Genomic DNA, 24,191 nt, shown 5'->3' with positions numbered 1-24,191 from the left:
CAGGAACGGTCTCAGTAGCGCAGGGCGCCGGCGATGTGGCCGGCGCCCGCCAGCAGTTCGTCCGGTACGAAGCGCACCTCGGCGCCCGTTTCGAGGGCCTGCTCGACGATCTCGTCGACCATGTCGTCGCGGGTGTCCGCCGTCGCGGCCTCGGCCGGTTCGAGGTGCCCGCCCTCGTCCCGTACCACTGTCTGGTAGTGCTCCTCGACGGCCAGCAGCCGGATGCGGCCGTCCTTCACGGCCTGCCACACCTCGTCGATGCCGCCGGCGAACTCGCGCCGGCCGCGCGCGGTGTCCAGCTCGGCGACGATCGTCGCCGTCGCGGCCGCCTCGCGGGCGGTGCGCAGAGGTTCGACGGCCTCGTGGACGGCGGCGGCCGGGCCCGCCGCGAGCCCGCCGCGCTCGATCGTGAAGGTGTCGCGCGACAGCGGTCCGAGCTCGGACAGCGCGGCGAGCGCGGCCGACGAGCCGATCACGTACAGCGGACGCGGTTCGGACGCGAGGACCGTCCGCAGCTGCTCGTACGCCTCCCGCAGGAACCGCAGGGTCGTCTCGTCCCGGAAGGTGCTGGGGACGTCCCCGATCTGCTCCTCGCGCTCCACGTCCGGGTTCTCCATGCTGAGCGTCAGCGGGAAGCCGTCGGCCGTGTGCTCCTCGGTGTGCTCGGGGTTGCCGTTCCACAGCGACACCCGGTCGGCGGCGACGGCGAGCGCCCAGTAGGGCTGCTCGGCGGCGTGCGCGGCCACCAGGTTGCGGGTGAGGAAGGTGTCGGCCAGGACCACCCGCTCGGGCACGGTGCGCGCCACCGACCACACATGGTGCTCGCCCTCGGCCACGAAGATCACCAGACCGTCCTCCGCATGGCGCAGGTCGACCTCGGACACCGCCCGGCGCAGCCGGTCGACCAGCTCCATCCGCCGCTCGCGCGAGATCCTGGGGTCGTCCTGCACCGCCTGCTCCGCCTCGGCCAGGAGATTGCGCAGCCGCACCGGGTCCTGGGCGTTGTCCGGCTCCCGGCGATGCGTCGGCATCAGGAGCGAGACGGCGGGGTACGGGCGCGGCTGCCGCAGCTTCGCGAGCACGTCCGGGGTGAGCACGGGGTCCATGGCATGGCCTTCCTGACGCTGTGCGGCGGCGGGGCGGGCGGGTCCTGGTCACGCGGCCGGTTCCGCGCACGGAACGCGGCCACCTCCGTCGCCCCGGTCGGGCGCCCGGCCGGTCCGGCGGGCCACCCAGCACGTGGGCGCGACAAGGGCCCACGGAAGACCATCCTGGCTCGAAGCGTGCTGTTCCGCGACTCGTCGCTCACCCCGCGCACACCACGGCCGGGCCCCGCTCCGGCCCCGGTCAGCGGCCCTCGAACGCCCAGGACTCGATGTCGCGGTAGCGGATCGGCCCCGGCCCGCGGCCGAAGTTGCTGCCGACCAGATGCAGCCGCGCGGTCGGCCAGCGGCGGCCGGTGAACCCGGCCAGCGCGGCCGCCGTCCCGGTCACCGGCCCGGTGTCGCCGCGCCGGGCGCGCGCCAGGGTCAGATGCGGGTTGAGCGGCCGGTCCTCGAACGGGATCCCGCACTCCTTGACCACCGCCCGCACCTCGGCGGCCAGCAGCCGCAGCCCCTCGACGTCGCCGTCGACACCGCTCCACAGCACCCGCTCGTCGAAGTGCCCGCCGCCGCTCAGCCCCAGTTCGAGCGGAGGGCGGACCGCGGCGAGCCCGGCCAGCGGCGCCCGCAGCGGCGGCACGGCGCCGACCGGCAGCTCGCCGAGGAAGGCCAGGGTGATGTGCCAGTCCTCGATCCTGTTCCAGCGCAGGGACGGGTACGTGTCCAGGGCGGGGCGCAGCTCCCGCGCCAGCTCGTCCTTCGCGTCGTCGGGCGGGGCGAGGGCGATGAACACGCGGGTGGTCGCGTTGCTGGTCACGGAGCTGGTCACGTCCGTGGTCACGTCGAGGGGCAGATCACTCACGCCGCCCTTCGTACCCCATTCGGGGGTGTTCGGTCACCTTCGAACGCCCCGGCCGCGCGTTTCGGCGGGCGCGGGCGGGTTACCCGCCGGGCATGACGATCTTCCAGGGTCTCCCGTGGTCCGGTCCGCCCCCGGTCCCCGGGCCCGGCCCCGCGCTGAGGGCGATGGACCGGCTGGCGGCCTCCCCACGGGCCGACGGCGTGATCGACGCGATACGGGGCACGGTGCGCCGGCTGCCGCTCGGCGCGGCCCGCGACGTACTCCACGGACGCCCGCTCGGGCACCCGGCGCACCCGCTGCTCGTCCAGCTGCCGATCGGCGCGTGGCTGTCCGCCGCGCTGCTCGACCTGTCGCCGCACGGGCGGCGGGCGGCCCGGCTCCTCGTCGGCGCCGGGCTCGCGACCGCGGGACCGGCGGCCGTGGCGGGCTGGGTCGACTGGGCGGAACTGCGGCGCCCGCAGCAGCGCGTCGGACTCGCGCACGCCGCCGCCAACATCACCGGAGTGCTCTGTTACGCGGTCTCCCTGCGCCAGCGCTGCCTCGGCCGGTACGGGCGGGGCCGGCTCTGGGGCTTCTGCGGCCTGGCCGCGATCGGGACGGGCGGTGCGATCGGCGGGCATCTGGCCTACCGCATGGCCGCCGGCGCCGACCACGCCGAACCCGTCACCGCCCTCGTACCGCCCGGCTGGCACCCGGTCGAGGAGCTGCCCGACCTCCCGGAGGACAGGCCGCTGAGCGGACGCGTGGGCGAGGTGCCGGTGGTCGTCGTACCGACGGCGGCCGGTGACGGGGCGGGGTTCGCGGTGCTCGCGGGGCGGTGCTGTCATCAGGACGGGCCGCTGGCGGAGGGCGAGGTCGTGGACGGTTGCCTGGTGTGCCCCTGGCACGGCAGCACCTTCCGGCTCGCCGACGGCTGGAACGTGACCGGTCCGGCCACGGCGCCGCAGCCCGTCTTCGACACGCGGCTCGTCGACGGACGGCTCGAAGCCCGGCTCCGCACCCCGTGATGTCACAGTGCCGGCGGCTGTGTCGTCGTATCGCTGGAACCGCAACACCGTCCAGCAGGACGACGTGCACGCACAGAGGAGACCTCGCATGCCGGCAGCCGAGAACACCCGCCACACCGAGACGCTCGCCCGCTTCCACGCCGCCGTGAACAGCGGCGACCTCGACGTCATCGGCAAGGCGATCGACGAATTCGTCGCGCCCGACGTCGACTTCGTCGCCCCGGTGCCGATGGGGGCGTCGGGGCCCGAGGCCCTGAAGCGGGTGTGGGCGGCGCTGATCACCACGTTTCCCGACATCCACGTCGCCCTGGAGGAGACGGTGACGGAGGGAGACAAGGTGGCCGCCCGCAACACGGTGACCGGCACGCACCTGGGCACGTACCAGGGCCTCGCGCCCACCGGGAAGAGCGTCCGCTACGGCGAGATGTTCATCCTCCGCTTCGAGGAGGGCCGGATCGCCGAGCTGCGGGGAGTCGTGGACGTCCTCACGATGCTGCGCCAGCTCGGCGCCGGCCCGGCCTGAGAGGGCAGCCGGGGCCGGGGCTAGTGGATGCCGAGGCTCTCCAGGAGGCGGTGCAGATCGAGGGTGGCCTCGGTCGCCGCGAGGAGGGCGGCGGCCGGTACGGCGAGGGCGGCCGCGGTCAGTGCCGGGCGCAGCCGCGGCGGCGGCGCCAGGAGCGCGGCGACGCGGCGGGGGACCGGGCCTGGGGTGTGGCGCAGGCCCAGGAAGGCGAGCGCGCCGGCCGGGCCGCGGCGGCCGGGGTGGTGCTTGGCGGCGAGCGCGGCCTTGCCGACCGCGCGGGCGACCTTGCGCCGGTCGAGCGCCGGTGGCGAGCGCGGCGTGCTCGTCGGCCCAGCGTTCGACGGTGTACGTGACGGCGCGGGCGAGCGGCCTGAGCAGCGGGTTGGCTGCCGCGCCGAGCTGGGCGGCGGCCACGAAGGCGTAGTGGTGGGCCGTCAGGTGGGCGCGCTCATGGGCCAGCAGGATGCGGTGCTCGTCCACGTCGAGGGTGTGCAGCATGCCGGTGGACACCACGACCCGGCCGGGCAGCCCGGGCAGGGCGAAGGCGTCGGGAGCCTCGTCCTCGACGACGACGAGCCCGTCCTGCCGGGCCGGCATGCAGGCCGCGTCCAGCGCGGCGGCGGCGAGCGACCGGGCGCGCCGCAGGAGGAACCGTACGGCCGCCAGCGTGGCGCCGCCGAGCAGCAGGCCCGCCGCCAGCGAGACGGACAGCGCGGTGGGGTCGTCGTGCGCGCCCGGCGGGGCCCAGTGGCCGAGGGCCGCGAGCAGCGGGAGCCGGACCAGGCCGGCGACGGCGAGCAGCCCCAGGCTGAGCGTGCTCGCCGCGCCGAGGACGAGCGCGGAGCCGGTGAGCAGCCAGGTGCCGAGCCGCGGTTCGCAGCGCTCGGCGACGAGCCGGGCGGCCAGCGGGGCGAGCAGGGGCAGGAGCAGCGGCAGGTAGACGGCGAGACGCATGACGGCGGGCCCCTTCAGCGACGGCCGTCGGGGGCAGGGTCGGCGCCGTCCACGCCGTCCACGCCGTCGCCGAGCATCTGGCGCAGCAGCTCGGCGTCCGCGTCGGACAGCTCGTCGGCGAAGCGGGCGAGGACCGCCTCGCGGTCCGGCCGGGCGTCGAGGACCGAGCGCATTCGGCGGGCGGCGAACCCGGCGTCGTCCGTGACGGGCGCGTAGGCGTAGGCCCGGCCGCGCGGGGAGCGGCGGAGCATCTCCTTGGCGTGCATCCGGGTCAGGATGGTGACGACGGTGCTGTACGTCAGCTCGCCGTCGAGCCGCTCGACCACCTCGCCGGGCGTCAGCGCGTCGCCCGCCTGCTGGAGCAGGGCGAGGATCTGGCTCTCGCGGGCGCCGTTGGGCCGTCTGGATGTCTGGTCGCGCGTGTTGCCGTCCATGGGGTTTGTCGTTCTCCCGCCGATCTTCTACAGTCGCGTAGAAGTTCTACGCACGCGTAAATGCCGTTCCCCGAGTGTGCCACGCACCCCTGCCCCGGAACAGCCGCCACCCCCGGGCGCAGCACCCGTACCCCTCCCGCCCCTCCCTCTCAGACAGGAGCCCGATGAGCGCCATCAGCCTCGGTCAGGCCACCATTCTCGGCATCGTCGAGGGCATCACCGAATTCCTGCCCATCTCCTCCACCGGGCATCTGAAGATCACCGAGGGGCTGATGGGCATCCCGGTCGACGACCCGGCGGTGGTGGGCTTCTCCGCGGTGATCCAGGTCGGCGCGATCGCCGCCGTCCTCGTCTACTTCTTCAAGGACATCGTCCGCATCGTCACCGCCTGGGTGCGCGGCCTCAGGGACAAGGAGGAGCGCTACCACCACGACTACAAGTTCGCCTGGTGGATCATCTTCGCGACCATCCCGATCGTGGTCGTGGGCCTGGCGGCCAAGCCGCTGATCGACGGCCCGCTCGCCTCTCTGTGGGTGGTCGCCGCCTCGCTCATCGTCGGCAGCGGCGTGATGTGGGCGGCGGACCGGATGGGCCGGCACAAGCGCGGCGAGGACGACACCGACCTCAAGGACGCGATGCTGGTGGGCGGTTCGCAGATCCTCGCCCTGCTCTTCCCCGGCTTCTCGCGCTCGGGCGCGACGATGTCCACCGCCCTGATGCTGGACCTCGACCGGGTCGCCGCGACCCGCCTCTCCTTCTTCCTCGGCATCCCCGCCCTCACCGGCGCCGGCGTCTACGAGCTCAAGGACGCCGTCGGCACCGGCGCGGCCACCGGCCCGCTGATCGTCGGCACGGCCGTCTCCTTCGTGGTGGCGTACGCGTCGATCGCCTGGCTGCTGAAGTACGTCGCCCAGCACTCCTTCAACGCCTTCGTGATCTACCGCCTGGTCGTCGGCGTCCTCCTCCTCGGCCTCCTGACGACGGGCGTCCTCTCTGCCTGAGCCGGCGGCTGCCGGCCCTGCCCGGGTCCGGGTTCGGTTCTCCTAGACTGGCTGCCATGGTGCGCACCCCGGCTCAGGACGTCGACGGCTACCTCGCCGGGATCACCGGCGACCGGGCGGCCGCTCTCGGCCGGCTGCGGGAGCTGTGCCGGGGGGAGCTGGGCGGGTTCGTCGAGACGATCGCGTACGGGATGCCCGCGTACACCCGGGACGGGGCGGCGGAGATCGCCTTCGCCAGTCAGAAGCAGTACATCTCCTTCTACCTGATGCGCGCGGACGTGGCCGAGGCCTTCGCCGAGCGGCTCGCAGGCCAGGACATGGGCAAGGGCTGCATCCGGTTCCGCAAGCCGGACGCGATCGACTACGACCTCGTCCGCGACCTCCTCGCCGCCGTCGCGCGCACGCCCGGCACGGTCTGCTGACCCCGGCAGGGCGGCGACGTAGAGAGGCGGAGTCCGCCCCGGCCCCCAAGGTTTCACCGGTCCGACCATTGGCGGCGACGACGCGAGGTTGACGCGCGTATACCCCGTCCGCCAGCCTCGGGGGCGGCCCGCTTCCGCGGGTCGGTTCAGGCCCGTCCAGGCTCACTCGGTGATGGAGGTTCGATGCCCAGATCCACCGCTCAGTCCCGCCCCGTACGCCTGTTGCTCTCCTTTGTCATGCTCCTGTCGTCCGTCGTGCTCGGGGTCCTCGCGACCGCCGGCCCCGCCCAGGCCGACGCCTGCTACACCTGGTCCCGCACGCTCTCCCAGGGCGCGAGCGGCGCCGATGTGACCGCCCTGCAGATCCGGGTCGCCGGGTATCCCGGCTACGGCGGGGTGCTGGCGATCGACGGTTCCTACGGCCCCGCCACCGCCGCGGCCGTCAAGCGCTTCCAGTCCGCGTACGGCCTCGCCGCCGACGGGGTCGCCGGGCCCGCGACGTTCAGCAAGATCTACGCCCTGCAGGACGACGACTGCACCCCCGCGCACTTCTCGTACGCCGAGCTCAACACCTGCAACACCACCTGGGCCGGCGGCGCGGTGAGTGCGGCGACGGCCAAGTCGAACGCCCTGCGCACCATGTGGAAGCTGGAGGCCCTCCGGCACGCCCTGGGCGACGCGCCGATCCGCGTGACGAGCGGATTCCGCAGCACGGCCTGCAACGCGGCCGTCGGCGGCGCCAGCACCAGCCGTCACCTCTACGGCGACGCCGCCGACCTCGGCGCGGGCTCGCACTCCCTCTGCACCATGGCCCAGCAGGCCCGCAACCACGGCTTCAACGGCATCCTGGGTCCGGGCTACCCCGACCACAACGACCACACCCACGTCGACCACCGCCCCAGCCGCTACTGGTCGGCCCCGAACTGCGGCATCTGACGCCTCACCACACAGCCGGCCCCGGCCCTGCCCGCGCGGCGGGCCGGGGCCCCGGTGTTCCGGTCGGTACCTTCCCCATGGCCTTTCCCGTACGCCGAACGGAGCGAGATGAGCAGCGACGCCACCACCCCCGAGCCCGACCCCGACACCCGGCCGCGCCTCGTCGACCTCGAACCCGTCACGACCGCCGTCGTCCGCGGGGCCGTGGCGCCCGCCGAGCTGCGCGGGTTCTTCGACGGGGCGTTCGGTGCGCTCGGACGGGTGCTGCACGAGCAGGAGATCGCCCCGGAGAGCGCCGCGTTCGGGCTCTACCGGGGAGCGTCGGGGGAGAAGCTGGACCTGGAGGTGGGCTTCGCCGTCGGCCGGGAGGTACGCAGCGAGGACGGGGTGGTCGCCGGCCGGCTGCCCGGCGGGCGGGTCGCCCGGGTGACGCACCGGGGCGGCTTCGACGGGCTCGGCGCGGCCTGGGAGTCGCTCGCGGGCTGGATCCGCGAGCAGGGACTGCGGCCCGGCGAGCTGCGCTGGGAGGTGTACGTGACGCGCCCGACGCCCGACATGGACCCGCGGGACCTGCGTACCGAGCTCAACTGGACGCTCGCGGACTGACGACGGGCACGACAGGCAGGACCGGTGCGACGGGCCCCAGGAAGCGGATGTGCGGGCGCCCGTCCGGGTCCGGGCGGGACACGGCGGCGCGGACGCCGTACACGTCGGCGATCAGCTCCGCCGTCAGGACCTCCGCCGGCGGGCCGCTCGCCACCACCCGCCCCGCCCGCAGCACCACCAGATGGTCGCAGTACATCGCCGCCAGATTGAGGTCGTGCAGCGCGATCACGCTCGTGAGGCCGAGCCCGGTGAGCAGCGCGAGCAGCTCCAACTGGTGCTGGATGTCCAGGTGGTTGGTGGGTTCGTCGAGGAGCAGCTCGCGCGGCTCCTGGGCGAGCGCCCGGGCGATCTGGACGCGCTGCCGCTCACCGCCCGACAGCGTGCGCCACGCCCGGTCCGCCCGGTCGCCGAGCCCGGTGCGGGCCAGCGCCGCCCGTACCGCCGCCTCGTCGCCCGCCGCGGCCGGCGCCCACGCCCGGCGGTGCGGGACGCGCCCGAGCCGTACGACGTCCGACACCGTCAGATCGACCTGGGTGTCGGCGTGCTGCTCGACGGTGGCGAGCCGGCGGGCGACCGTCCGGCGCGGCAGCCCGGACAGCGGATCGCCGTCAAGGGTCACCACCCCGGCGTCCGGCGCCAGCACCCCCGCGAGGACCCGCAGCAGCGTCGACTTCCCCGAACCGTTCGGCCCGAGCAGCCCGGTGACCTGGCCGGGGCGCGGCGCCAGGCTCACCCCGTCGAGCAGCAGCGCACCGCCGGCCGTCCGCGTCACCCGCTCGGCCCGCAGCCCCCACTCCCGTCCGGTCATCGGGCCGTACCCCTCGCCCGATAGAGGACGAGGACGAACGCCGGCACACCCACCAGCGAGGTCACCACACCCACCGGCACCTCCTGCGGATCGAGCACGGTACGGGCCAGGGTGTCCGCCCACACCAGGAACACCGCGCCGGCCAGCGCCGTCAGCGGCAGCAGCCGCGTGTGCCCGGGACCGGCGAGCATCCGCACCGCGTGCGGCAGGACCAGGCCGACGAAGCCGATCGCCCCCGCCGACGCGACCAGCGCGGCCGTCAGGAGCGCCGTCACGCACAGCAGCACCACCCGGGTCCGGGCCACGGACACCCCGAGCGAGGCCGCCGCGTCCTCGCCGAACGCGAAGGCGTCCAGGGTCCGCGCATACCCGCCGCAGATCAGCAGCGCCGCCGCGAGCACGGCCCCGCACACCGCGACATCCGTCCACCCCGCCCCGGCCAGCGAGCCGAGCAGCCAGAACAGCACGCCCCGCGTCGTCTCGGCGTCCGCCGCCGTCATCACGACGAACGACGTCAGCGCCGAGAACAGCTGCATCGCGGCCACCCCGGCGAGCACCACCCGGTCCGTCGACCCGCCCAGGACATGGCTGAGGAACAGGACGAGCGCGAAGGAGCACACCGCGCCCACGAACGCGCCGCCGGTCACCGACACCGCGCCCCCGCCCACCCCGAGGACGACGACCGCGACCGCGCCGGTCGAGGCGCCCGACGACACCCCGAGCACGAACGGATCGGCGAGCGGATTGCGCAGCAGCGACTGCATCACCGCACCGCAGACCGCGAGCCCCGCGCCGCACACGGCGGCGAGGAGCGTACGCGGCAGCCGCAGGTTCCACACGATCCCGTCCCGGATCGGGCTCAGCACCGCCGTGTCCCCCGGGCCCAGGTGTGCGAGGACGACCGACCACACATCGGCCACGGAGATGTCCGCCGGGCCGATCGTGATCGCGACGGCCACCGACCCGCACAGCAGCCCCAGTCCGCCCGCCCCCGAGAGGGCGGCGACCCGGCTCACTTGGCGAGCCCGTACGACCGCAGCGCGGCCGCGACCTTCTCGACGCCCTCGACGGTCCGGACGGTCGGGTTCATCGCCTGGCCGCTGAGGATGACGTACCGCTTCGCCTTCACCGCCGTCATGTTCCTCGTGACCGGATGCGACTCCAGGAACTCGATCTTCTTCGCGGCGCTCTCCGCCGACTGCGCCTTGCGCGTCAGGTCGGCGATCACAAGGACGTCGGGGTCGCGGTCGGCGACCGTCTCCCAATTGATCTGCGGCCACTCCTCCTTGGTGTCGTCGAAGACGTTCCGCACCCCGAGGGTGGTGCTGACGATCCCGGGCGCACCGCAGCACCCCGCCATGTACGGACCCTGCGAGTCCGAGAACCAGTAGAGGACGGACGCGCCCTTGAAGTCCGCGCCCGCGCGGGCCTTCTCGACCCGCGCCTTAAGGTCGCCGATCAGCTTCTCGCCGCGCTCCGGCACGCCGAACACCCGTGCCAGATCACGTACTTCGCCGTACACCGTCTCCATCGTCAGCGGGCGCGTCCGCACGCCGTCGCCGTCCCCGCTGTTGTCCTTGTCGACGCAGTCGGTGGGGGAGAGGTACGTGGGGACGCCGAGTTGGGTGAAGCGCTCGCGCGGCGCCACGCCGCCCTTGCCGAGGGTGTAGAGGAAGGAGGCGCTGACGAAGTCCGGATCGGTGTCGAGCACCTTCTCGAAGGAGGGGTAGCGGTCGGCGAGCCGGGGCACGGACGCGTTCGCCTTCTCCAGGCCCTTCAGTACCGGGTCCGTCCAGGTCGCCGTGCCCACCATCCGGTCGGCGAGGCCGAGGGAGAGCAGGATCTCGGCCGACCCCTGGTCGAGTGCCACGGCCCGGCGCGGCGGCGCGGTGACCGTGACCCGCTGCCCGCAGTTCTCCAGGGTGATCGGATAGCCGCCCTTCGCACCCCCCTGTACGGAGGACTTGGCGGACCCGGACGGATCGGAGCCGTCCGGGCCGCCGGTGCCGCAGCCGGCGACGAGCAAAGCCCCGGTCACCAGCAGCGCGGCGGAACGAAGGGCACGGGCGGGGTGTGCGAAGGGCACGCGGGAATCCTCTGCGTCCACGGCTCATACGCGGAGCCTGTCGTACGGTCCTTCCCGGACGACGTCGGTACCGTGCCGGGGCCGCCAGCAGGTCTTCGGACTCGGGGTCACCCGGACGGGACGCCTTCCCGGGTGCGTACGTCGTACGACATGCCCAGTGGCCGATGCCCCGCCCGTCACCCTCACCGCTGCGCGTCAGCTCCGGATTCCCACCGGATTCCCTGACCCGTGCACGTGACGGCCGCTCACGCGGCGTACGCGCAGAGGTACGACTGGCCACGGCAAACTACCACAGGGCGATCATGGTCCCGGGGGCCGGGTCCCGTTCCGCCTCGCCGGAGCTACCCCGCCCCGCCGAGCCCCGGGGCGCCCCAGACGGGGAACCAGCGCTCCATGTCCGGCTCCAGGGCCAGGTCACCCGCGAGCAACGCCTTCACCTGCAGCTCCAGCGCGTTGTCGCGGGTCTCGGCGCGATCGGCGCGCGGCGCGAAGGGATAGAACGTGCCGCGCTTGTAGAGATAGACGAGGGCGAGCTCCCGCACCCCCCGTCCGTCGCCCCCCGGTGCGTGGAACCCGGTCAGCGAGCAGAGCAGGTTCGGCCCGAAGCCGGCCTCCTCCAGGAGCGAGTTGACCGCGTGCAGATCGTTGACCAGCGTGATCAGATCCTCGGCGGGACGGCGAACGGTGAGCCAGGTGTAGCCGTACGCGTCCGAGGCGTACGTGACGGGGCCGGTGGCGGTGTCGGCCGCGTCGGCGTCGAGCAGCTCCCGTACCTCCTCCTTCAGGCGTCCGAAGGCTCCGCCCTCCACCGCCGCGAAACACACCGACCCGGCACCCGTGGGCACGAGACCGGTGCCTGCCTGGAGGGTGAGGGCCGCCGCAGGAAGCCCGAAGAGCCGGTCGAGATCCGGCCGCACCGGCCGGCTGCGCCCGAGGATGCTGTCGAGGAGTCCCACCGCCGACCCGCCTTCCGATTCCCGCCTCACGCCTCGCCGAGCTGCGCCGAGATCCGCGCCAGCTGCTCGAGCCGCTGCTCCAGGGTGGGGTGGCTGGAGAGCAGCCGGCTCAGGCTCTCCTTCGAGGAGAACGCGGGCGCGAACCAGAAGGCGTTGTACGGCTCCGCCTTGCGCAGGTCCTTTGTCGGGATCCGCGCCATATCGCCGCTCACCTTGGTGAGCGCGGAGGCCAGCGCCGAGGGCCGGCCGGTGAGCAGTGCGGCGGCCCGGTCGGCGGCCAGCTCGCGGTAGCGGGACAGCACCCGGGTGAGCAGGAAGCTGACCACATACACGACGGCGCTGACCACGGGCACCAGGATCACGGCGGCGCCCAGGGTGCTGTCCCGGCTGCGGCCCAGGCCGCTGTAGAGCGCGACCCGGGTCATCATCCCGGCGAGCACCCCGAGGAAGGACGCGATCGTCATGACCGCGACGTCCCGGTGCGCCACGTGCGACATCTCGTGCGCGAGCACCCCCTCCAGTTCCTCCGGCTCGAGCCGCCGCAGCAGGCCCGTGGTCACGCAGACCAGGGCGGTCTTCTCGCCGCGCCCGGTCGCGAACGCGTTCGGCACGTCGCTCTCGGCGATCGCCACCTTCGGCTTCGGCATGTCGGCGAGGGCGCAGATCCGGTCCACCGTGCCGTGCAGCTCCGGCGCCTGCTCACGGGTCACCTCGCGCGCGCCCATCCCGAGCGCGGCGATCTTGTCGCTGAACCAGAACTGCCCGACGAACAGCACGCCCGTGATCAGCAGGATGACCGGCCAGGATCCGCGCAGCAGGACGAGCAGGACGCCGACGAAGACCACGTAGAGGAGTCCGATCAGGAACATCGTCGTCGCCATGCGCGTCGCGAGCCCCCGGTCCGGGGCGTAGCGCGAGCGGGACGAGGACCGTGTGCCAGCCATCCGCGCACCCTCTTCCCAGAGCGGGCGGCACCGGCCGTGCCCCGGCCGGGGCCTGCCTACCGCCCCCTCCTGCCAGTGTGCCTCGGCGGTTCCGCGATTTCGGCATTTCGCTTTCGCCATACCGGAGACGGGGCGGTCGGGTCCGCGCTACCGTGGTGGTGGGCCCGGCCTCGCACCTCCCCCGTGTGCGACGGCCGGGCCCACCTGCGTCCTCAGCGCCCTCGGCCCGGCGCCGGAAGGACCGCGGGCGAGGCGGCGCCCGGGACCAGGACGCGCGGGCGGCCGGTGCCGTCGGCGGGGACGGTCCAGACGTCGTCGGTGCCGTCGGCGCGCTGGAGGGCGTACGCGACGGTGGCGTCGTCGATCCAGGCCGCCTGGTCGTCCACGCTCCGGGTCTCGGCCAGTGCGGTGCGGCGCAGCGTGGCGAGGTCGAGGACGGACAGGCGCCAGCCCTTGGCCGGATCGGCGCCGACGGCCTGCTTGAAGGCGATCCGCCGGCCGTCGGGCGACAGCGACGGGCACTCGACGTTGTCCGCGAGGGTGCGCAGGGTACGGGCCGCGATGTCGCCCTCCACCAGGGAGCGCCGGCCGGCGCTGGAGACGGTCGCGTAGAAGCGGTTGTCGTCGGCGGCGAAGGTGACGCCCCAGACGTTGATGTCCGCCGCCCGGTGGCGGCGTCCGTCACGGAAGACCGCGAACTCCTCCAGGGACGGGATGACGTGGCCGGTGCGCGTGTCGAGGATGCCGGTCCTGGTGGAGAAGCCGCCGCCCGCGTACGAGTCGCCGCCCACGAACAGCGTCCAGGCGACCATGCGGCCGTCGGCCGAGACCCTGGTCCGGTTGGGCAGACCGGTGAGCGGGACGGTGCGCCGGGTCCGCTGCCGCTCGTCGAGGACGAGCAGCCGGGGGCCGCTGAGCGCGCCGGCGGGCGTCAGACAGGCGGTGGTGCCGCCCGCCGTGTAGACCCGGTCGCAGCGGGTCGTGGTGACCGTGCGCGGCCCGGACGGGTCGGCGAGGGAGACGGTGGAGAGCAGGCCGTTGCTGAGGACGCGGAGCCGGTCGCCGGGCCGTCCGGCGGCACCGGCGGCCTGTGGCCGGGCGCCGTCGGGGGCTCCGGCAGGGGCGTCGGCGACCGCGTTCTGCCGGCCGACCATCACGGCGATCGCGGCCAGGGACGCGAGGAGCACGGCGGCGAGCGCGGTGACGAGGAGCTTCGTCCGCTGCGTGGGGGCGGTCATGAGGGGGAACCCTTCTGTTCGTCCGTGGAGCGCGGGGACGAGGAGCGGAGCAGGAACGCGGTGGCCACCCCGACGCCCACCACGGCGACCGCCGCCCAGCGGCTCGCCGTCGCGCCGCCCCACTCCTGCCACGCGAGGCCGAACAGGACGGACGAGCCGAGGTACGCCAGGGCCTGGCCGCTCTGTACGAGCGCGATGCCGGTGGTCCGCAGCCGTTCCGGCAGGACCGGGCCGGCGAGCGCCATCAGGACGCCCTCCGTGGCCGCGTAGAACAGCCCGTAGAGGAACAGGACGGTGCCGAGGAGCACCGGGCCGTCCAGCGGGCCGTGCAGCAGCAGATAGACCGCGGCGAGCACCCCGTAACCGCCGAGCATCACCGGCAGCCGCCCGATCCGGTCGGCCAGCGCGCCGATCGGGGCGGAGAGCAGGAGGTACGACAGGCTGGTGCCGACGGCGAGCAGCGGGAACCAGCCGATGGACAGCGACTCGCGCCGCTGGAGCAGCAGATACACGAAGCCGTCGCCGACGGTGGCGAGCCCGAGGAGACAGGCGGCGCACACCAGACGGCGGACCGGAGCGGTCCGCAGCAGCCGGCCGACGGCGCGCGGTGAGACGGTGCCCGAGGGCGGGCGGGCCTCGCGGTGGTCGCGTACGAAGAGGAAGAGGATCAGCAGGCCGAGCGCCGCCACGCAGAAGCTGGTGACGAAGACCGCGTCGAAGGACTGGCCGGCCGCGGTGAGCACGGCGAGGGCGACGAGCGGGCCGGCGAAGGCGCCGACGCTGTCCATGGCGCGGTGCACCCCGAACGCCCGGCCGAGCGAGGCCTCCGGCGCGGAGAGGGTGATGAGGGCGTCGCGGGGCGCGGTGCGCAGCCCCTTGCCCGCCCGGTCGGCGGCCACGACGAGGCCGATCGACGCCAGGGAGCCGCCCGCGGCGACCAGGCCGAGCTTGGCGAACGCCGACAGGCCGTAACCCACTCCGGCGACCGCCTTGCGCCGGCGGACCCGGTCGGCGACATAGCCGCCGACCAGCCTGAGCAGGGCGGTGGCCCCGGTGTGGAGCCCGTCGAGGGCGCCGTACGCGGCGGGGCTGAGGTGCAGGCCGAGGACGAGGTACAGCGGCAGGACGGCCGTGACCATCTCGGCGGAGACATCGGTGACCAGGCTGACGGTGCCGAGCGCGAGGACATTGCCCCCGACCGCCTTCCAGCGGCCCCGCCGGGCGGGGTCCTGGGGGTCGGCCGGCAGCTCCTTCCTGCCGATCGTGGAGAGATACACGGGGGTGACGACCTCCGGGGCGTGACGTGGCGGCGTCGGGCGGGCGGGGGTGGCACCGGACGCCGCGCACGGCGGCGTCCGGGCCCGGGTGGGCGGCGTCAGTGGCAGGTGCCGGAGCCGCTGTCGTTGTACGTCTTGCCCGCCTGCGGCACGAACTGCCAGTCGTAGCCGTTGCTGTGCAGGGTGAGCTTCAGGACGCCGAAGGTGTCGTTGTTGCGGGCCTCGCTGTTCGGCTGGATGGTGCCGAAGCCGTAGAGGGAGGCGCCGCCCATGCCGGCGACGAACTGCCGCAGACCGCGCGCGGTGTCGAGCTGGCCGCTCGGGTTCTGCGGCGCGAAGCGCTCGTACTGGTGGTTGTGGCCGGTCAGGACGACCTCGGCGTTGTAGTCGTACAGCGCCTGGACCAGCGGGCCGGTCGCGGGCTCGGGCGCGTGGCTGGAGCTGGAGGTCCAGCGCGGCTTGTGCCAGTAGGCCACGGTGCAGGGCTTGTTGGCGGCGGCGAGGTCGGCGCGCAGCCACTTCTCCTGGGCCGAGCCGACGGACATCGAGACCTCGGAGTTCAGCGACACCACGTGCCAGTTGCCGAGGTCGTAGGAGTAGTAACCCTGGCCCGACGGGCCCGCGTTGGCGCCGAAGTAGCCGTAGTACGCCGACGCGCCCGAGGTGTTGTAGTCGTGGTTGCCCGGCGCCGGCCGGGTGCGCGCCTTGTGGCGGCCCCAGGTCGGCTCGTAGTAGGTGGAGAAGTCGGAGGCCGTGCCATTGGGGTAGGCGTTGTCGCCGGTGGTGAAGACGGTGCCGGAGATGCCGTCGAGGAGGTTCGCGGTCGCGGTGTCGCCGGACCCCGAGGTGGCGATGTCGCCGGCGCCGACGAGGACCGGGTCGCCGGACGGCGGCGGGGTGGTGGTGGCGGTGCTGGTCGGCGTCGGGGTGGGCGTGGGCGTGGTGCCCGTCTCGATCACCAACTGCGGGGCGGTGGCGCCGGTTTCGCGCGCGTCGTAGTCCGCGCCGTTGGTGCTCGACGAGGTGACGCCGATGCCGTAGGTGCCGTTGCCCGTCACGTACGAGGTCACGTCGACCTCGTACCAGGTGTTGCGGGCCACCGAGCCGAGCGTGCCGAGCGTGGCGCCGTCGATCGGCGGACGGTTGTTGTAGGTCACGGAGGTCTCGGACCACGAGGTGGTGGACATCGCGCGGAACGTGCCGCCGTTGCCGCTCTCCGCGCCCGCCACGTCGTCGACATGGATCCGCAGCTTCGCGCGGGTGACCGGCTGGGTCAGGCCGGAGACGTCGAAGCGCAGCACCATCTGCTTCACGGGGCTGTTGTCCACCCCGAGTTGTGTCGAGGTGCCGTAGTTCACGGAGGGGTACTGGCTGTCGACGTAGGTGTCCGCGGTCGCGGTGAACGTGATGCCCGCCGCGGCGGCGGTGGGCGCGAGCGAGGTCAGGGCGGTGGCGGCCAGGGTGCCGGTGGCCAGTACGCCGACGAGGGCCACCGTGGTGACCTTGCGACTGGGCATGCCGAACCTTTCGGTCGTGGGACGAGGGCGACACGGAAGGTAGGGCTTGCGGCGAGCGGCCCGGTGTTGCGGTGGGGTGGGGCGGGTGACCGTTGGGTGAACCGCCGACTTCGGGGAGTGACGGGATCCGGCCACGGCCCTCGGGGCGGGCGGCGACGTGCCGTGCGGCGTTGTCAGTGCCGGGGGCTACGGTCGCGGGCATGGTCGACAACGATGCCCTGAGTGCCACCCGCGAGGCCTATGACGCCGCCGCCCACGAATACGCGGCGCTGTTCCGCGACTCGCTGCGGGACAGTCCGCTGGACCGCGCGATGCTGAGCGCCTTCACCGAGGCGGTCGGGGCCACCGGCGCCGACGGCGACCCCGGCGGCGGGCGGGTCGCGGACCTCGGCTGCGGGCCCGGTCATGTCACCGCGCATCTGGCTGAGTCGGGGCTGACGGTGTTCGGCGTGGACGCCTCGCCCGCGATGATCGCGCTGGCCCGGCAGGCCTGGCCCGGGCTGCGGTTCGAGGTGGGCTCGATGGGCGCGCTCGACCTCGCCGACGGCACGCTCGCCGGCATCCTGGCGCGGTGGTCCCTCATCCACACACCCCCGGCGGAAGTCCCCGCCGTCCTGCGGGAGTTCCACCGCGTCCTGGCCCCCGGCGGCCACCTCCTCCTCGGCTTCTCGGCCACCGAGGGCCCCTCCCGCCCGACCCAGGTCTTCGACCACGCGGTCGCACCCGCCTACCGCTGGTCGCCCGACCACCTCGCCGCGCTGCTCGACGAGACCGGCATGGCCGAGGTCGCCCGCCTTGTACGGGCGCCCCAGCCCACCGACCGGCGCCAGTTCCAGGAGGTCCACCTGCTGGCCCGGAAGGACAGGACCTAGCCGTCCGTGCCGCCGCCCGCGAGGACCCAGGCCTCACCGGGGCGCCGGGGCCGGCTGCGGACGAGCCGCAGGCGGGGCACCGCCCGCTCGTCGTCCGCCTCGACGAGGACATGGCCGCGGGCGTGCAGCCGGTGGGCGCGGGCGCGGACGCCGTCGCGGCCGGCGCCCAACTCGGCGTCCAGGCGCAGGTCGAGGCGGACCGCGGCCTCGGGGACCGCGCCGCCGTAGATCGGGCCGAGGCGCCGGACGCGCTCCACGAAGGCGGCGGCCTCGCCCGTGAGGCCGGCGGGGAACGCGTTCGGGTCCTGCGGCGGGATGAACCAGGTGTCGTACGCGACGCCCGGCGGATCCAGTTCCTTCAGGCGGTACTCCAGCCCGTCCCGGCCCGGCTCCTGTCGTCCCATCGGGTCCCTCGCTCTCCGTGTCGTGATGCCCACCACGACAATGGCGCGCAAAGGCCCGCGCGCGAGCCCCGGCCGGGGGCGCACAGGCGCACAACGCGGCGCTTGGCGCGCGCCGCGCTGCTCGCCGGCATTGCCTTCGGCATCATCCATTGCAACGCAGCGTTGCGTTCGGCGGCAGCGTCATTGCATCAATTTCCCTGTGCCTGCCTGCGATTACCTGGTTCTGGCGATTGACCGATCTATGAACGCAACGTAGCTTTCTGGATGTTCAAACACGACATGTCGCGAGCCGACCAGCCGAGGAGTGGCCATGAGTGAATCCCCGCAGACCGTCACGACGCCGACGACGCGACAGCCCGGCTGCCCCTTCGACCCGCCGGCCGAGCTGACCGAGGCCCGCGAGCGGGGCCCCATCAGCCCCTTCACGCACATCGGCGGCAAGGCCGGCTGGCTGGTCACCGGCCACGACCTCGTCCGGTCCGTCCTCGCCGACCCGCGGTTCAGCGCCCGCAAGGAACTCCTGAACGTGGTCGACTTCGAGATCCCGCCGGCCCCGCCCGGCGAGTTCCTGCTCATGGACGACCCGCAGCACAGCCGCTACCGCAAGCCCCTGGTCAGCCGGTTCACCGCGCGCCGGATGCGGCTGCTCACCGAGCGCATCGAGCAGATCACCGCCGACTGCCTGGACGCGATGGAGGCGGCCGGGCCGACGGCGGACCTCGTCACCGCGTTCGGCAAGCCCATCCCCACCATCGTCATCTGCGAGATCCTCGGCGTCCCGTACCAGGACCGGGCCTCCTTCCAGGAGCAGATCGACACCTTCATGGGCGGTGAGACCAGCGACGAGGACCTGATCGCCGCGTACACGGCGACGCAGGAGTACCTGGCGGAGCTCGTCACCGCCAAGCGCGCCCACCCCACCGACGACGTGCTCAGCGAACTCACCGAGACCGACCTGACCGACGAGGAGCTGAAGGGGATCTCGCTGATCCTCCTCGCCGCCGGGTTCGACACCACCGCGAACATGCTCTCCCTCGGCACCTTCGCCCTGCTCCAGCACCCGGATCAGCTCGCCGCGCTGCGCGAGGACCCGACGCTGATCGACCAGGCCGTCGAGGAGCTGCTGCGCTACCTCAGCGTCGCCAAGTCCTTCATGCGGACGGCGCTCGAGGACGTCGAGCTCGGCGGAGAGACCGTCAAGGCCGGCACCACCGTGTTCCTCGCGTACAACACCGCCAACCGCGACCCCGAGCGCTTCGACGACCCCCACGTCCTCGACATCCGCCGCAAGCCCGTCCCCGGCGGCCACCTCGCCTTCGGTCACGGCATCCACCTCTGTCTCGGCCAGCAGCTCGCCCGCATCGAGATGCGCGCCGCGTTCACCGCGCTGCTCGACCGCTTCCCGACGCTGCGCCTCGCCGTCCCGGCCGAGGAGGTCGTGCTGCGCCCGGAGACCGCCGACATCTACGGAGTGAAGAGCCTGCCGGTCACCTGGGACGTCTGACCGGGCGCCCCACCCATCGGCCGCACCCATCGGCCCCACCCGCCGGCCCTGTCCGTGGCACAGTGGCCGTATGTGCGGCCGATACGCCTCCACCCGGAGTCCCCAGGACCTGACCCAGCTGTTCGACGTGACCGAGTGGCGCCCCGAGGAGACGCTGGCGCCCAGCTGGAACGTCGCGCCCACCGACCCCGTGTACGCCGTGCTCGAACGGCCCGCCCGCGACGGCGGTGAGAAGGGGGAGGTGCGGCGCGAGCTGCGGGCGCTGCGCTGGGGACTCGTACCGTCGTGGGCGAAGGACCCGAAGGGCGGTGCGCGGATGATCAACGCACGCGTCGAGACCGTGCACGAGAAGCCCGCGTACCGCAAGGCCTTCGCCAAGCGGCGCTGTCTGCTGCCCGCCGACGGCTTCTACGAGTGGGACCCGGTCAAGGACGAGGCGACCGGCAAGGTCCGCAAGCAGCCGTACTTCATCCACCCCGCCGACGACTCCGTGATGGCGCTCGCGGGCCTGTACGAGTACTGGCGCGACCCCGACGTCGCGGACCCCGACGACCCCGGCGCCTGGCTGATGACCTGCACCATCATCACCACCGAGGCCACCGACGAGGCCGGCCGGGTGCACCCCCGCATGCCGCTCGCCCTCACCCCCGACCACTACGACACCTGGCTCGACCCGCACCACCAGGACACCCACGACCTGCGCGCGCTGCTCGGCAGCCCGGCCGACGGGCGCCTCGACGCCCTTGCCGTCTCCCCGGCCGTCAACAGCGTCCGGAACAACGGCCCGCACCTCCTCGACCCCGCCACCTGACCGATCACCTGACCAGTGGTCAGACCAGGGTGCTCGCCCACCTTCTGACCAGCCGTCACCCGTGCGGCGGACGGCTCGATGATCCATCTCACTGCCCCGAGACCTTCAGGCCGGGGCCCGGCACCCCGTAGCGTGACGGAGACGAACCGGCCGCTCGCCGAGTGCGACGCGGGTGCGCCCAAGCCGCAGGGTGAAGGGATCAGAGATGTTCCGCAAGGTGCTGGTGGCCAACCGCGGGGAGATCGCGATTCGCGCGTTCCGCGCCGGCTACGAACTGGGGGCGCGCACCGTCGCCGTCTTCCCGCACGAGGACCGCAATTCGCTGCACCGGCTCAAGGCCGACGAGGCGTACGAGATCGGGGAGCCCGGGCACCCCGTACGGGCCTACCTCTCCGTCGAGGAGATCATCCGGGCCGCCCGGCTCGCCGGCGCCGACGCGGTCTACCCCGGCTACGGCTTCCTGTCCGAGAACCCCGAACTCGCCCGCGCCTGCGAGGAGGCGGGCATCACCTTCGTCGGCCCGGACGTGCGGACCCTGGAACTGACCGGCAACAAGGCCCGCGCCGTCGCCGCCGCCCGTGCGGCCGGCGTCCCCGTGCTCGGCTCCTCCGCCCCCTCCACCGACGTCGACGAACTCGTCGCCGCCGCCGAGGAGATCGGCTTCCCGATCTTCGTCAAGGCCGTCGCCGGCGGCGGCGGGCGCGGCATGCGCCGCGTCGAGGACCGCGCCGCGCTGCGCGAGTCCATCGAGGCGGCGGCCCGCGAGGCCGAGTCCGCGTTCGGCGACGCCACCGTCTTCCTGGAGAGGGCCGTCGTCGACCCCCGCCACATCGAGGTGCAGATCCTCGCCGACGGCGAGGGCAACGTCATCCACCTCTACGAGCGCGACTGTTCCGTACAGCGCCGCCACCAGAAGGTCATCGAGCTCGCACCCGCCCCGAACCTCGACCCGGCCGTCCGGCAGCGCATCTGCGAGGACGCCGTCCGCTTCGCCCGCGAGATCGGCTACCGCAACGCGGGCACCGTCGAGTTCCTCCTCGACCCCGACGGCAACCACGTCTTCATCGAGATGAACCCGCGCATCCAGGTCGAGCACACGGTGACCGAGGAGGTCACCGACATCGACCTCGTCCAGTCCCAGCTGCGCATCGCCGCCGGCGAGACCCTCACCGACCTCGGCCTCTCCCAGGAGTCCGTGGTGCTGCGCGGCGCCGCCCTGCAGTGCCGCATCACCACCGAGGACCCCGCCAACGGCTTCCGCCCGGACACCGGCATGATCAGCGCCTACCGCTCGCCCGGCGGCTCCGGCATCCGCCTCGACGGCGGCACCACCCACGCCGGCAGCGAGGTCAGCGCCCACTTCGACTCCATGCTGGTCAAACTGACCTGCCGGGGACGGGACTTCCGCGCCGCCGTCGGCCGCGCCCGGCGCGCCGTGGCCGAGTTCCGCATCCGCGGCGTCTCCACCAACATCCCCTTCCTGCAGGCCGTCCTCGACGACCCGGACTTCCGGGCCGGGCAGGTCACCACCGCCTTCATCGAACAGCGCCCGCACCTGCTCACCGCCCGCCACTCGGCCGACCGCGGCACGAAACTCCTCACCTACCTCGCCGACGTCACCGTCAACAAGCCCCACGGCCCCCGGCCCGAGCTGATCGCCCCCGCCGCCAAGCTGCCCCGCCTGCCCGACGGCCCGGGCGCCGCGGGCGCGCCACCCGCCGGCTCCAAGCAGCGGCTCACCGCCCTCGGCCCCGAGGGCTTCGCCCGCGGCCTCCGCGACGCGCCGACCATCGGCGTCACCGACACCACCTTCCGCGACGCCCACCAGTCGCTCCTCGCCACCCGGGTCCGCACCAAGGACCTGCTCGCCGTCGCCCCCACGGTGGCGCACACCCTGCCGCAGCTGCTCTCCCTCGAATGCTGGGGCGGCGCCACCTACGACGTCGCGCTCCGCTTCCTCGCCGAGGACCCCTGGGAACGGCTCGCCGCCCTGCGCGAAGCCGTACCGAACATCTGCCTGCAGATGCTGCTCCGCGGCCGCAACACCGTCGGCTACACCCCGTACCCCACCGAGGTCACCGACGCCTTCGTGCAGGAGGCCGCCGCCACCGGCATCGACATCTTCCGCATCTTCGACGCGCTCAACGACGTACGCCAGATGCGGCCCGCCATCGACGCCGTGCGCGCGACCGGCACCGCCGTCGCCGAGGTCGCCCTCTGCTACACCGCCGACCTCTCCGACCCGGCGGAGCGCCTCTACACCCTCGACTACTATCTGCGGCTCGCCGAGCAGATCGTCGAGGCCGGCGCCCACGTCCTCGCCGTCAAGGACATGGCCGGCCTGCTCCGCGCCCCCGCCGCGGCGACGCTGGTCTCGGCGCTGCGCCGGGAGTTCGACCTGCCGGTGCACCTGCACACCCACGACACGGCGGGCGGCCAGCTCGCCACCTACCTCGCGGCGATCCAGGCCGGCGCCGACGCCGTCGACGGCGCCGTCGCCTCCATGGCCGGCACCACCTCCCAGCCCTCGCTGTCCGCGATCGTCGCCGCGACCGACCACTCCGACCGGCCCACCGGCCTCGACCTGCAGGCCGTCGGCGACCTGGAGCCGTACTGGGAGAGCGTCCGCCGGATCTACGCCCCCTTCGAGGCCGGACTCGACGCGCCGACCGGGCGCGTCTACCACCACGAGATCCCCGGCGGCCAGCTCTCCAACCTGCGCACCCAGGCCGTCGCCCTCGGCCTCGGCGACCGCTTCGAGGACGTCGAGACCACCTACGCCGCCGCCGACCGGATGCTCGGCCGGCTCGTGAAGGTCACGCCGTCGTCGAAGGTCGTCGGCGACCTCGCCCTGCACCTCGTCGGCGCCGGCGTCGCCCCCGAGGACTTCGAGGCGGCACCCGGGCGCTACGACATCCCCGACTCGGTCGTCGGCTTCCTCCACGGCGAACTGGGCACCCCGCCCGGCGGCTGGCCCGAACCCTTCCGCACCAAGGCCCTCCAGGGCCGCGCCGGACCCAAGCCGATGCGGGACCTCACCCCGGACGACCACGACGGCCTCGCCAAGGACCGGCGCGGCACGCTGAACCGGCTGCTCTTTCCCGGCCCGACGCAGGCGTACGAGACGCACCGCCAGGCGTACGGCGACACCAGCGTCCTCGACAGCAAGGACTTCTTCTACGGGCTGCGCCCCGGCAAGGAGTACGCCGTCGACTTCGGCCCCGGCGTGCGCCTGCTCATCGAGCTGGAGGCGATCGGCGAGGCCGACGAACGCGGAATGCGCACCGTCCTGTCCACCCTCAACGGACAGCTCCGCCCCATCCAGGTCCGCGACCGGGCCGCCGCGGCCGACCTCCCGCTCACCGAGAAGGCCGACCGCGCCGACCCCGGCCATGTGGCGGCCCCGTTCGCGGGCGTCGTCACCCTGGCCGTGGCCGAGGGCGACGAGGTCGAGGCCGGCGCGACCGTCGCCACCATCGAGGCCATGAAGATGGAGGCCTCCATCACCGCCCCGAAGTCCGGCCGCGTCTCCCGCCTCGCCATCACCCGTATCCAGCAGGTGGAGGGCGGCGACCTGCTCGTCGAGCTGGCCTGAACCGGTAGCGCCGGGGCCGCGGTTCCCGGTGCTCGGTTCCCGGCGGCGCGCGGTGCCCGGGTCGGCAGGCACGGGGCGGCGGGCGCGTCCGAACGGGACCCGGTCGGCGGGCCCGGGCCTGCGGGGGCCGAGTCGGCGGGTGCGTGCCCCGTGGCACGGGGCAGCGGACGCGTGCAGGCCGGTCCCGGCTAGCGCCGGGCCGGCGGCCGAGGTGCCGGTCAGGCCGTGGCCCGGCGGGCAGCGGTGGGCGGAGGCGTGGGAGACCATGCGGCGGCGCGCCGCACGAGCGGGCCTTGCCGGCGACGGGCCGCGCCAGGCCGTGTCCGGAAGG

23 protein-coding genes, 1 pseudogene and 1 riboswitch are annotated in these 24,191 nt (G+C 73.7%); of the genes and pseudogenes, 11 read left to right on the top strand and 13 right to left on the bottom strand.

The genetic code is table 11. From position 1 onward, the window contains the following. Positions 1–11: 11 nt before the first annotated feature. Together JAO84_RS02615 and thpR are read right to left on the bottom strand one after the other, a co-directional pair. The gene (locus tag JAO84_RS02615; RefSeq protein ID WP_370409999.1) at positions 12–1,106 is read right to left on the bottom strand and encodes a chemotaxis protein; all 1,095 of its coding nucleotides are present in this window, start codon (positions 1,104–1,106) and stop codon (positions 12–14) included. Between the two features lie 241 nt (positions 1,107–1,347). Next, the gene (gene thpR, locus JAO84_RS02610; protein ID WP_370409997.1) at positions 1,348–1,965 is read right to left on the bottom strand and encodes an RNA 2',3'-cyclic phosphodiesterase; all 618 of its coding nucleotides are present in this window, start codon (positions 1,963–1,965) and stop codon (positions 1,348–1,350) included. Positions 1,966–2,057: 92 nt separating this feature from the next. Here thpR and JAO84_RS02605 point away from each other — a divergent pair, with 92 nt between their 5' ends. The 3 genes from JAO84_RS02605 to JAO84_RS02595 all read left to right on the top strand — a co-directional run bounded on the left by JAO84_RS02605 (position 2,058) and on the right by JAO84_RS02595 (position 3,848). After that, positions 2,058–2,972: a Rieske 2Fe-2S domain-containing protein gene (locus JAO84_RS02605; protein WP_370409995.1), complete on the top strand. Its 915-nt coding sequence runs from the start codon at positions 2,058–2,060 to the stop codon at positions 2,970–2,972. Between the two features lie 88 nt (positions 2,973–3,060). After that, entirely contained in the window at positions 3,061–3,495 is a 435-nt protein-coding gene (locus tag JAO84_RS02600) for an ester cyclase (protein WP_370409993.1), read from the top strand. 23 nt (positions 3,496–3,518) lie between these two features. Next, positions 3,519–3,848: a hypothetical protein gene (locus JAO84_RS02595; RefSeq protein ID WP_370409991.1), complete on the top strand. Its 330-nt coding sequence runs from the start codon at positions 3,519–3,521 to the stop codon at positions 3,846–3,848. 106 nt (positions 3,849–3,954) lie between these two features. Here JAO84_RS02595 and JAO84_RS02590 read toward each other — a convergent pair. Together JAO84_RS02590 and JAO84_RS02585 are read right to left on the bottom strand one after the other, a co-directional pair. Further along, positions 3,955–4,092 (bottom strand): annotated as a pseudogene (locus JAO84_RS02590) (M56 family peptidase); the annotation flags it as partial. A gap of 371 nt (positions 4,093–4,463) precedes the next feature. Next, on the bottom strand, positions 4,464–4,883 hold the full coding sequence (locus tag JAO84_RS02585) for a BlaI/MecI/CopY family transcriptional regulator (RefSeq protein ID WP_370409989.1): 420 nt from the start codon (positions 4,881–4,883) through the stop codon (positions 4,464–4,466). Between the two features lie 164 nt (positions 4,884–5,047). On the opposite strand from JAO84_RS02585, the gene JAO84_RS02580 reads away from it, so the two are divergent. From JAO84_RS02580 to JAO84_RS02565, 4 genes are all read left to right on the top strand, one after another. Then, entirely contained in the window at positions 5,048–5,884 is an 837-nt protein-coding gene (locus tag JAO84_RS02580; protein WP_370409987.1) for an undecaprenyl-diphosphate phosphatase, read from the top strand. A 56-nt stretch (positions 5,885–5,940) separates the two neighbouring features. Continuing rightward, complete coding sequence (locus tag JAO84_RS02575) at positions 5,941–6,306, top strand: iron chaperone (protein ID WP_370409985.1); 366 nt, start codon at positions 5,941–5,943, stop codon at positions 6,304–6,306. 183 nt (positions 6,307–6,489) lie between these two features. Beyond that, positions 6,490–7,242, top strand: coding sequence for a D-Ala-D-Ala carboxypeptidase family metallohydrolase (locus JAO84_RS02570; protein WP_370409983.1), 753 nt, complete (start codon positions 6,490–6,492; stop codon positions 7,240–7,242). A gap of 108 nt (positions 7,243–7,350) precedes the next feature. Further along, on the top strand, positions 7,351–7,848 hold the full coding sequence (locus tag JAO84_RS02565) for a GyrI-like domain-containing protein (RefSeq protein ID WP_370409981.1): 498 nt from the start codon (positions 7,351–7,353) through the stop codon (positions 7,846–7,848). Here JAO84_RS02565 and JAO84_RS02560 read toward each other — a convergent pair. The 8 genes from JAO84_RS02560 to JAO84_RS02525 all read right to left on the bottom strand — a co-directional run bounded on the left by JAO84_RS02560 (position 7,826) and on the right by JAO84_RS02525 (position 16,674). Beyond that, a complete protein-coding gene (locus JAO84_RS02560) occupies positions 7,826–8,656 on the bottom strand; it encodes an ABC transporter ATP-binding protein (RefSeq protein WP_370409979.1) in 831 nt (276 codons plus the stop codon). The two genes, JAO84_RS02565 and JAO84_RS02560, sit on opposite strands and share 23 nt — an antisense overlap. Continuing rightward, complete coding sequence (locus JAO84_RS02555) at positions 8,653–9,672, bottom strand: FecCD family ABC transporter permease (RefSeq protein WP_370409977.1); 1,020 nt, start codon at positions 9,670–9,672, stop codon at positions 8,653–8,655. The genes JAO84_RS02560 and JAO84_RS02555 overlap by 4 nt, the downstream gene beginning before the upstream one ends. Further along, positions 9,669–10,742, bottom strand: coding sequence for an ABC transporter substrate-binding protein (locus JAO84_RS02550; RefSeq protein WP_370409975.1), 1,074 nt, complete (start codon positions 10,740–10,742; stop codon positions 9,669–9,671). The genes JAO84_RS02555 and JAO84_RS02550 overlap by 4 nt, the downstream gene beginning before the upstream one ends. An 89-nt stretch (positions 10,743–10,831) precedes the next feature. Beyond that, positions 10,832–10,965: riboswitch (cobalamin riboswitch) on the bottom strand. Positions 10,966–11,083: 118 nt separating this feature from the next. Continuing rightward, a complete protein-coding gene (locus tag JAO84_RS02545) occupies positions 11,084–11,698 on the bottom strand; it encodes a hypothetical protein (protein ID WP_370409973.1) in 615 nt (204 codons plus the stop codon). Positions 11,699–11,724: 26 nt separating this feature from the next. Then, complete coding sequence (htpX, locus tag JAO84_RS02540) at positions 11,725–12,642, bottom strand: zinc metalloprotease HtpX (protein ID WP_370409972.1); 918 nt, start codon at positions 12,640–12,642, stop codon at positions 11,725–11,727. Positions 12,643–12,854: 212 nt separating this feature from the next. Continuing rightward, positions 12,855–13,880, bottom strand: a complete 1,026-nt coding sequence (locus JAO84_RS02535) for a TolB family protein (protein ID WP_370409971.1) — start codon at positions 13,878–13,880, stop codon at positions 12,855–12,857. After that, entirely contained in the window at positions 13,877–15,157 is a 1,281-nt protein-coding gene (locus JAO84_RS02530; protein WP_370409969.1) for an MFS transporter, read from the bottom strand. Before JAO84_RS02530 ends, JAO84_RS02535 begins: the two co-directional genes overlap by 4 nt. A 98-nt stretch (positions 15,158–15,255) precedes the next feature. Beyond that, on the bottom strand, positions 15,256–16,674 hold the full coding sequence (locus JAO84_RS02525) for a DNRLRE domain-containing protein (RefSeq protein WP_370409967.1): 1,419 nt from the start codon (positions 16,672–16,674) through the stop codon (positions 15,256–15,258). 200 nt (positions 16,675–16,874) lie between these two features. Between JAO84_RS02525 and JAO84_RS02520 the strand changes: the two genes are divergently transcribed. Then, positions 16,875–17,546 (top strand): class I SAM-dependent methyltransferase, encoded by a 672-nt coding sequence (locus JAO84_RS02520; RefSeq protein ID WP_370409965.1) that lies wholly within the window; start codon positions 16,875–16,877, stop codon positions 17,544–17,546. Here the strand turns inward: JAO84_RS02520 and JAO84_RS02515 are convergent. After that, the gene (locus JAO84_RS02515) at positions 17,543–17,950 is read right to left on the bottom strand and encodes a hypothetical protein (RefSeq protein WP_370409963.1); all 408 of its coding nucleotides are present in this window, start codon (positions 17,948–17,950) and stop codon (positions 17,543–17,545) included. The two genes, JAO84_RS02520 and JAO84_RS02515, sit on opposite strands and share 4 nt — an antisense overlap. Positions 17,951–18,260: 310 nt before the next feature. On the opposite strand from JAO84_RS02515, the gene JAO84_RS02510 reads away from it, so the two are divergent. From JAO84_RS02510 to JAO84_RS02500, 3 genes are all read left to right on the top strand, one after another. After that, the gene (locus JAO84_RS02510) at positions 18,261–19,454 is read left to right on the top strand and encodes a cytochrome P450 (protein ID WP_370409961.1); all 1,194 of its coding nucleotides are present in this window, start codon (positions 18,261–18,263) and stop codon (positions 19,452–19,454) included. 70 nt (positions 19,455–19,524) lie between these two features. Then, positions 19,525–20,265 (top strand): SOS response-associated peptidase, encoded by a 741-nt coding sequence (locus tag JAO84_RS02505; protein ID WP_370409959.1) that lies wholly within the window; start codon positions 19,525–19,527, stop codon positions 20,263–20,265. Positions 20,266–20,470: 205 nt separating this feature from the next. Next, positions 20,471–23,860: a pyruvate carboxylase gene (locus JAO84_RS02500; protein WP_370409957.1), complete on the top strand. Its 3,390-nt coding sequence runs from the start codon at positions 20,471–20,473 to the stop codon at positions 23,858–23,860. Positions 23,861–24,191: the final 331 nt, after the last annotated feature.

Source organism: Streptomyces fradiae, from assembly GCF_041270065.1.
GTDB lineage: Bacteria > Actinomycetota > Actinomycetes > Streptomycetales > Streptomycetaceae > Streptomyces.
Note: the sequence above shows the minus strand (reverse complement) of the source record. Positions and strands in the feature narration are given on the sequence as shown.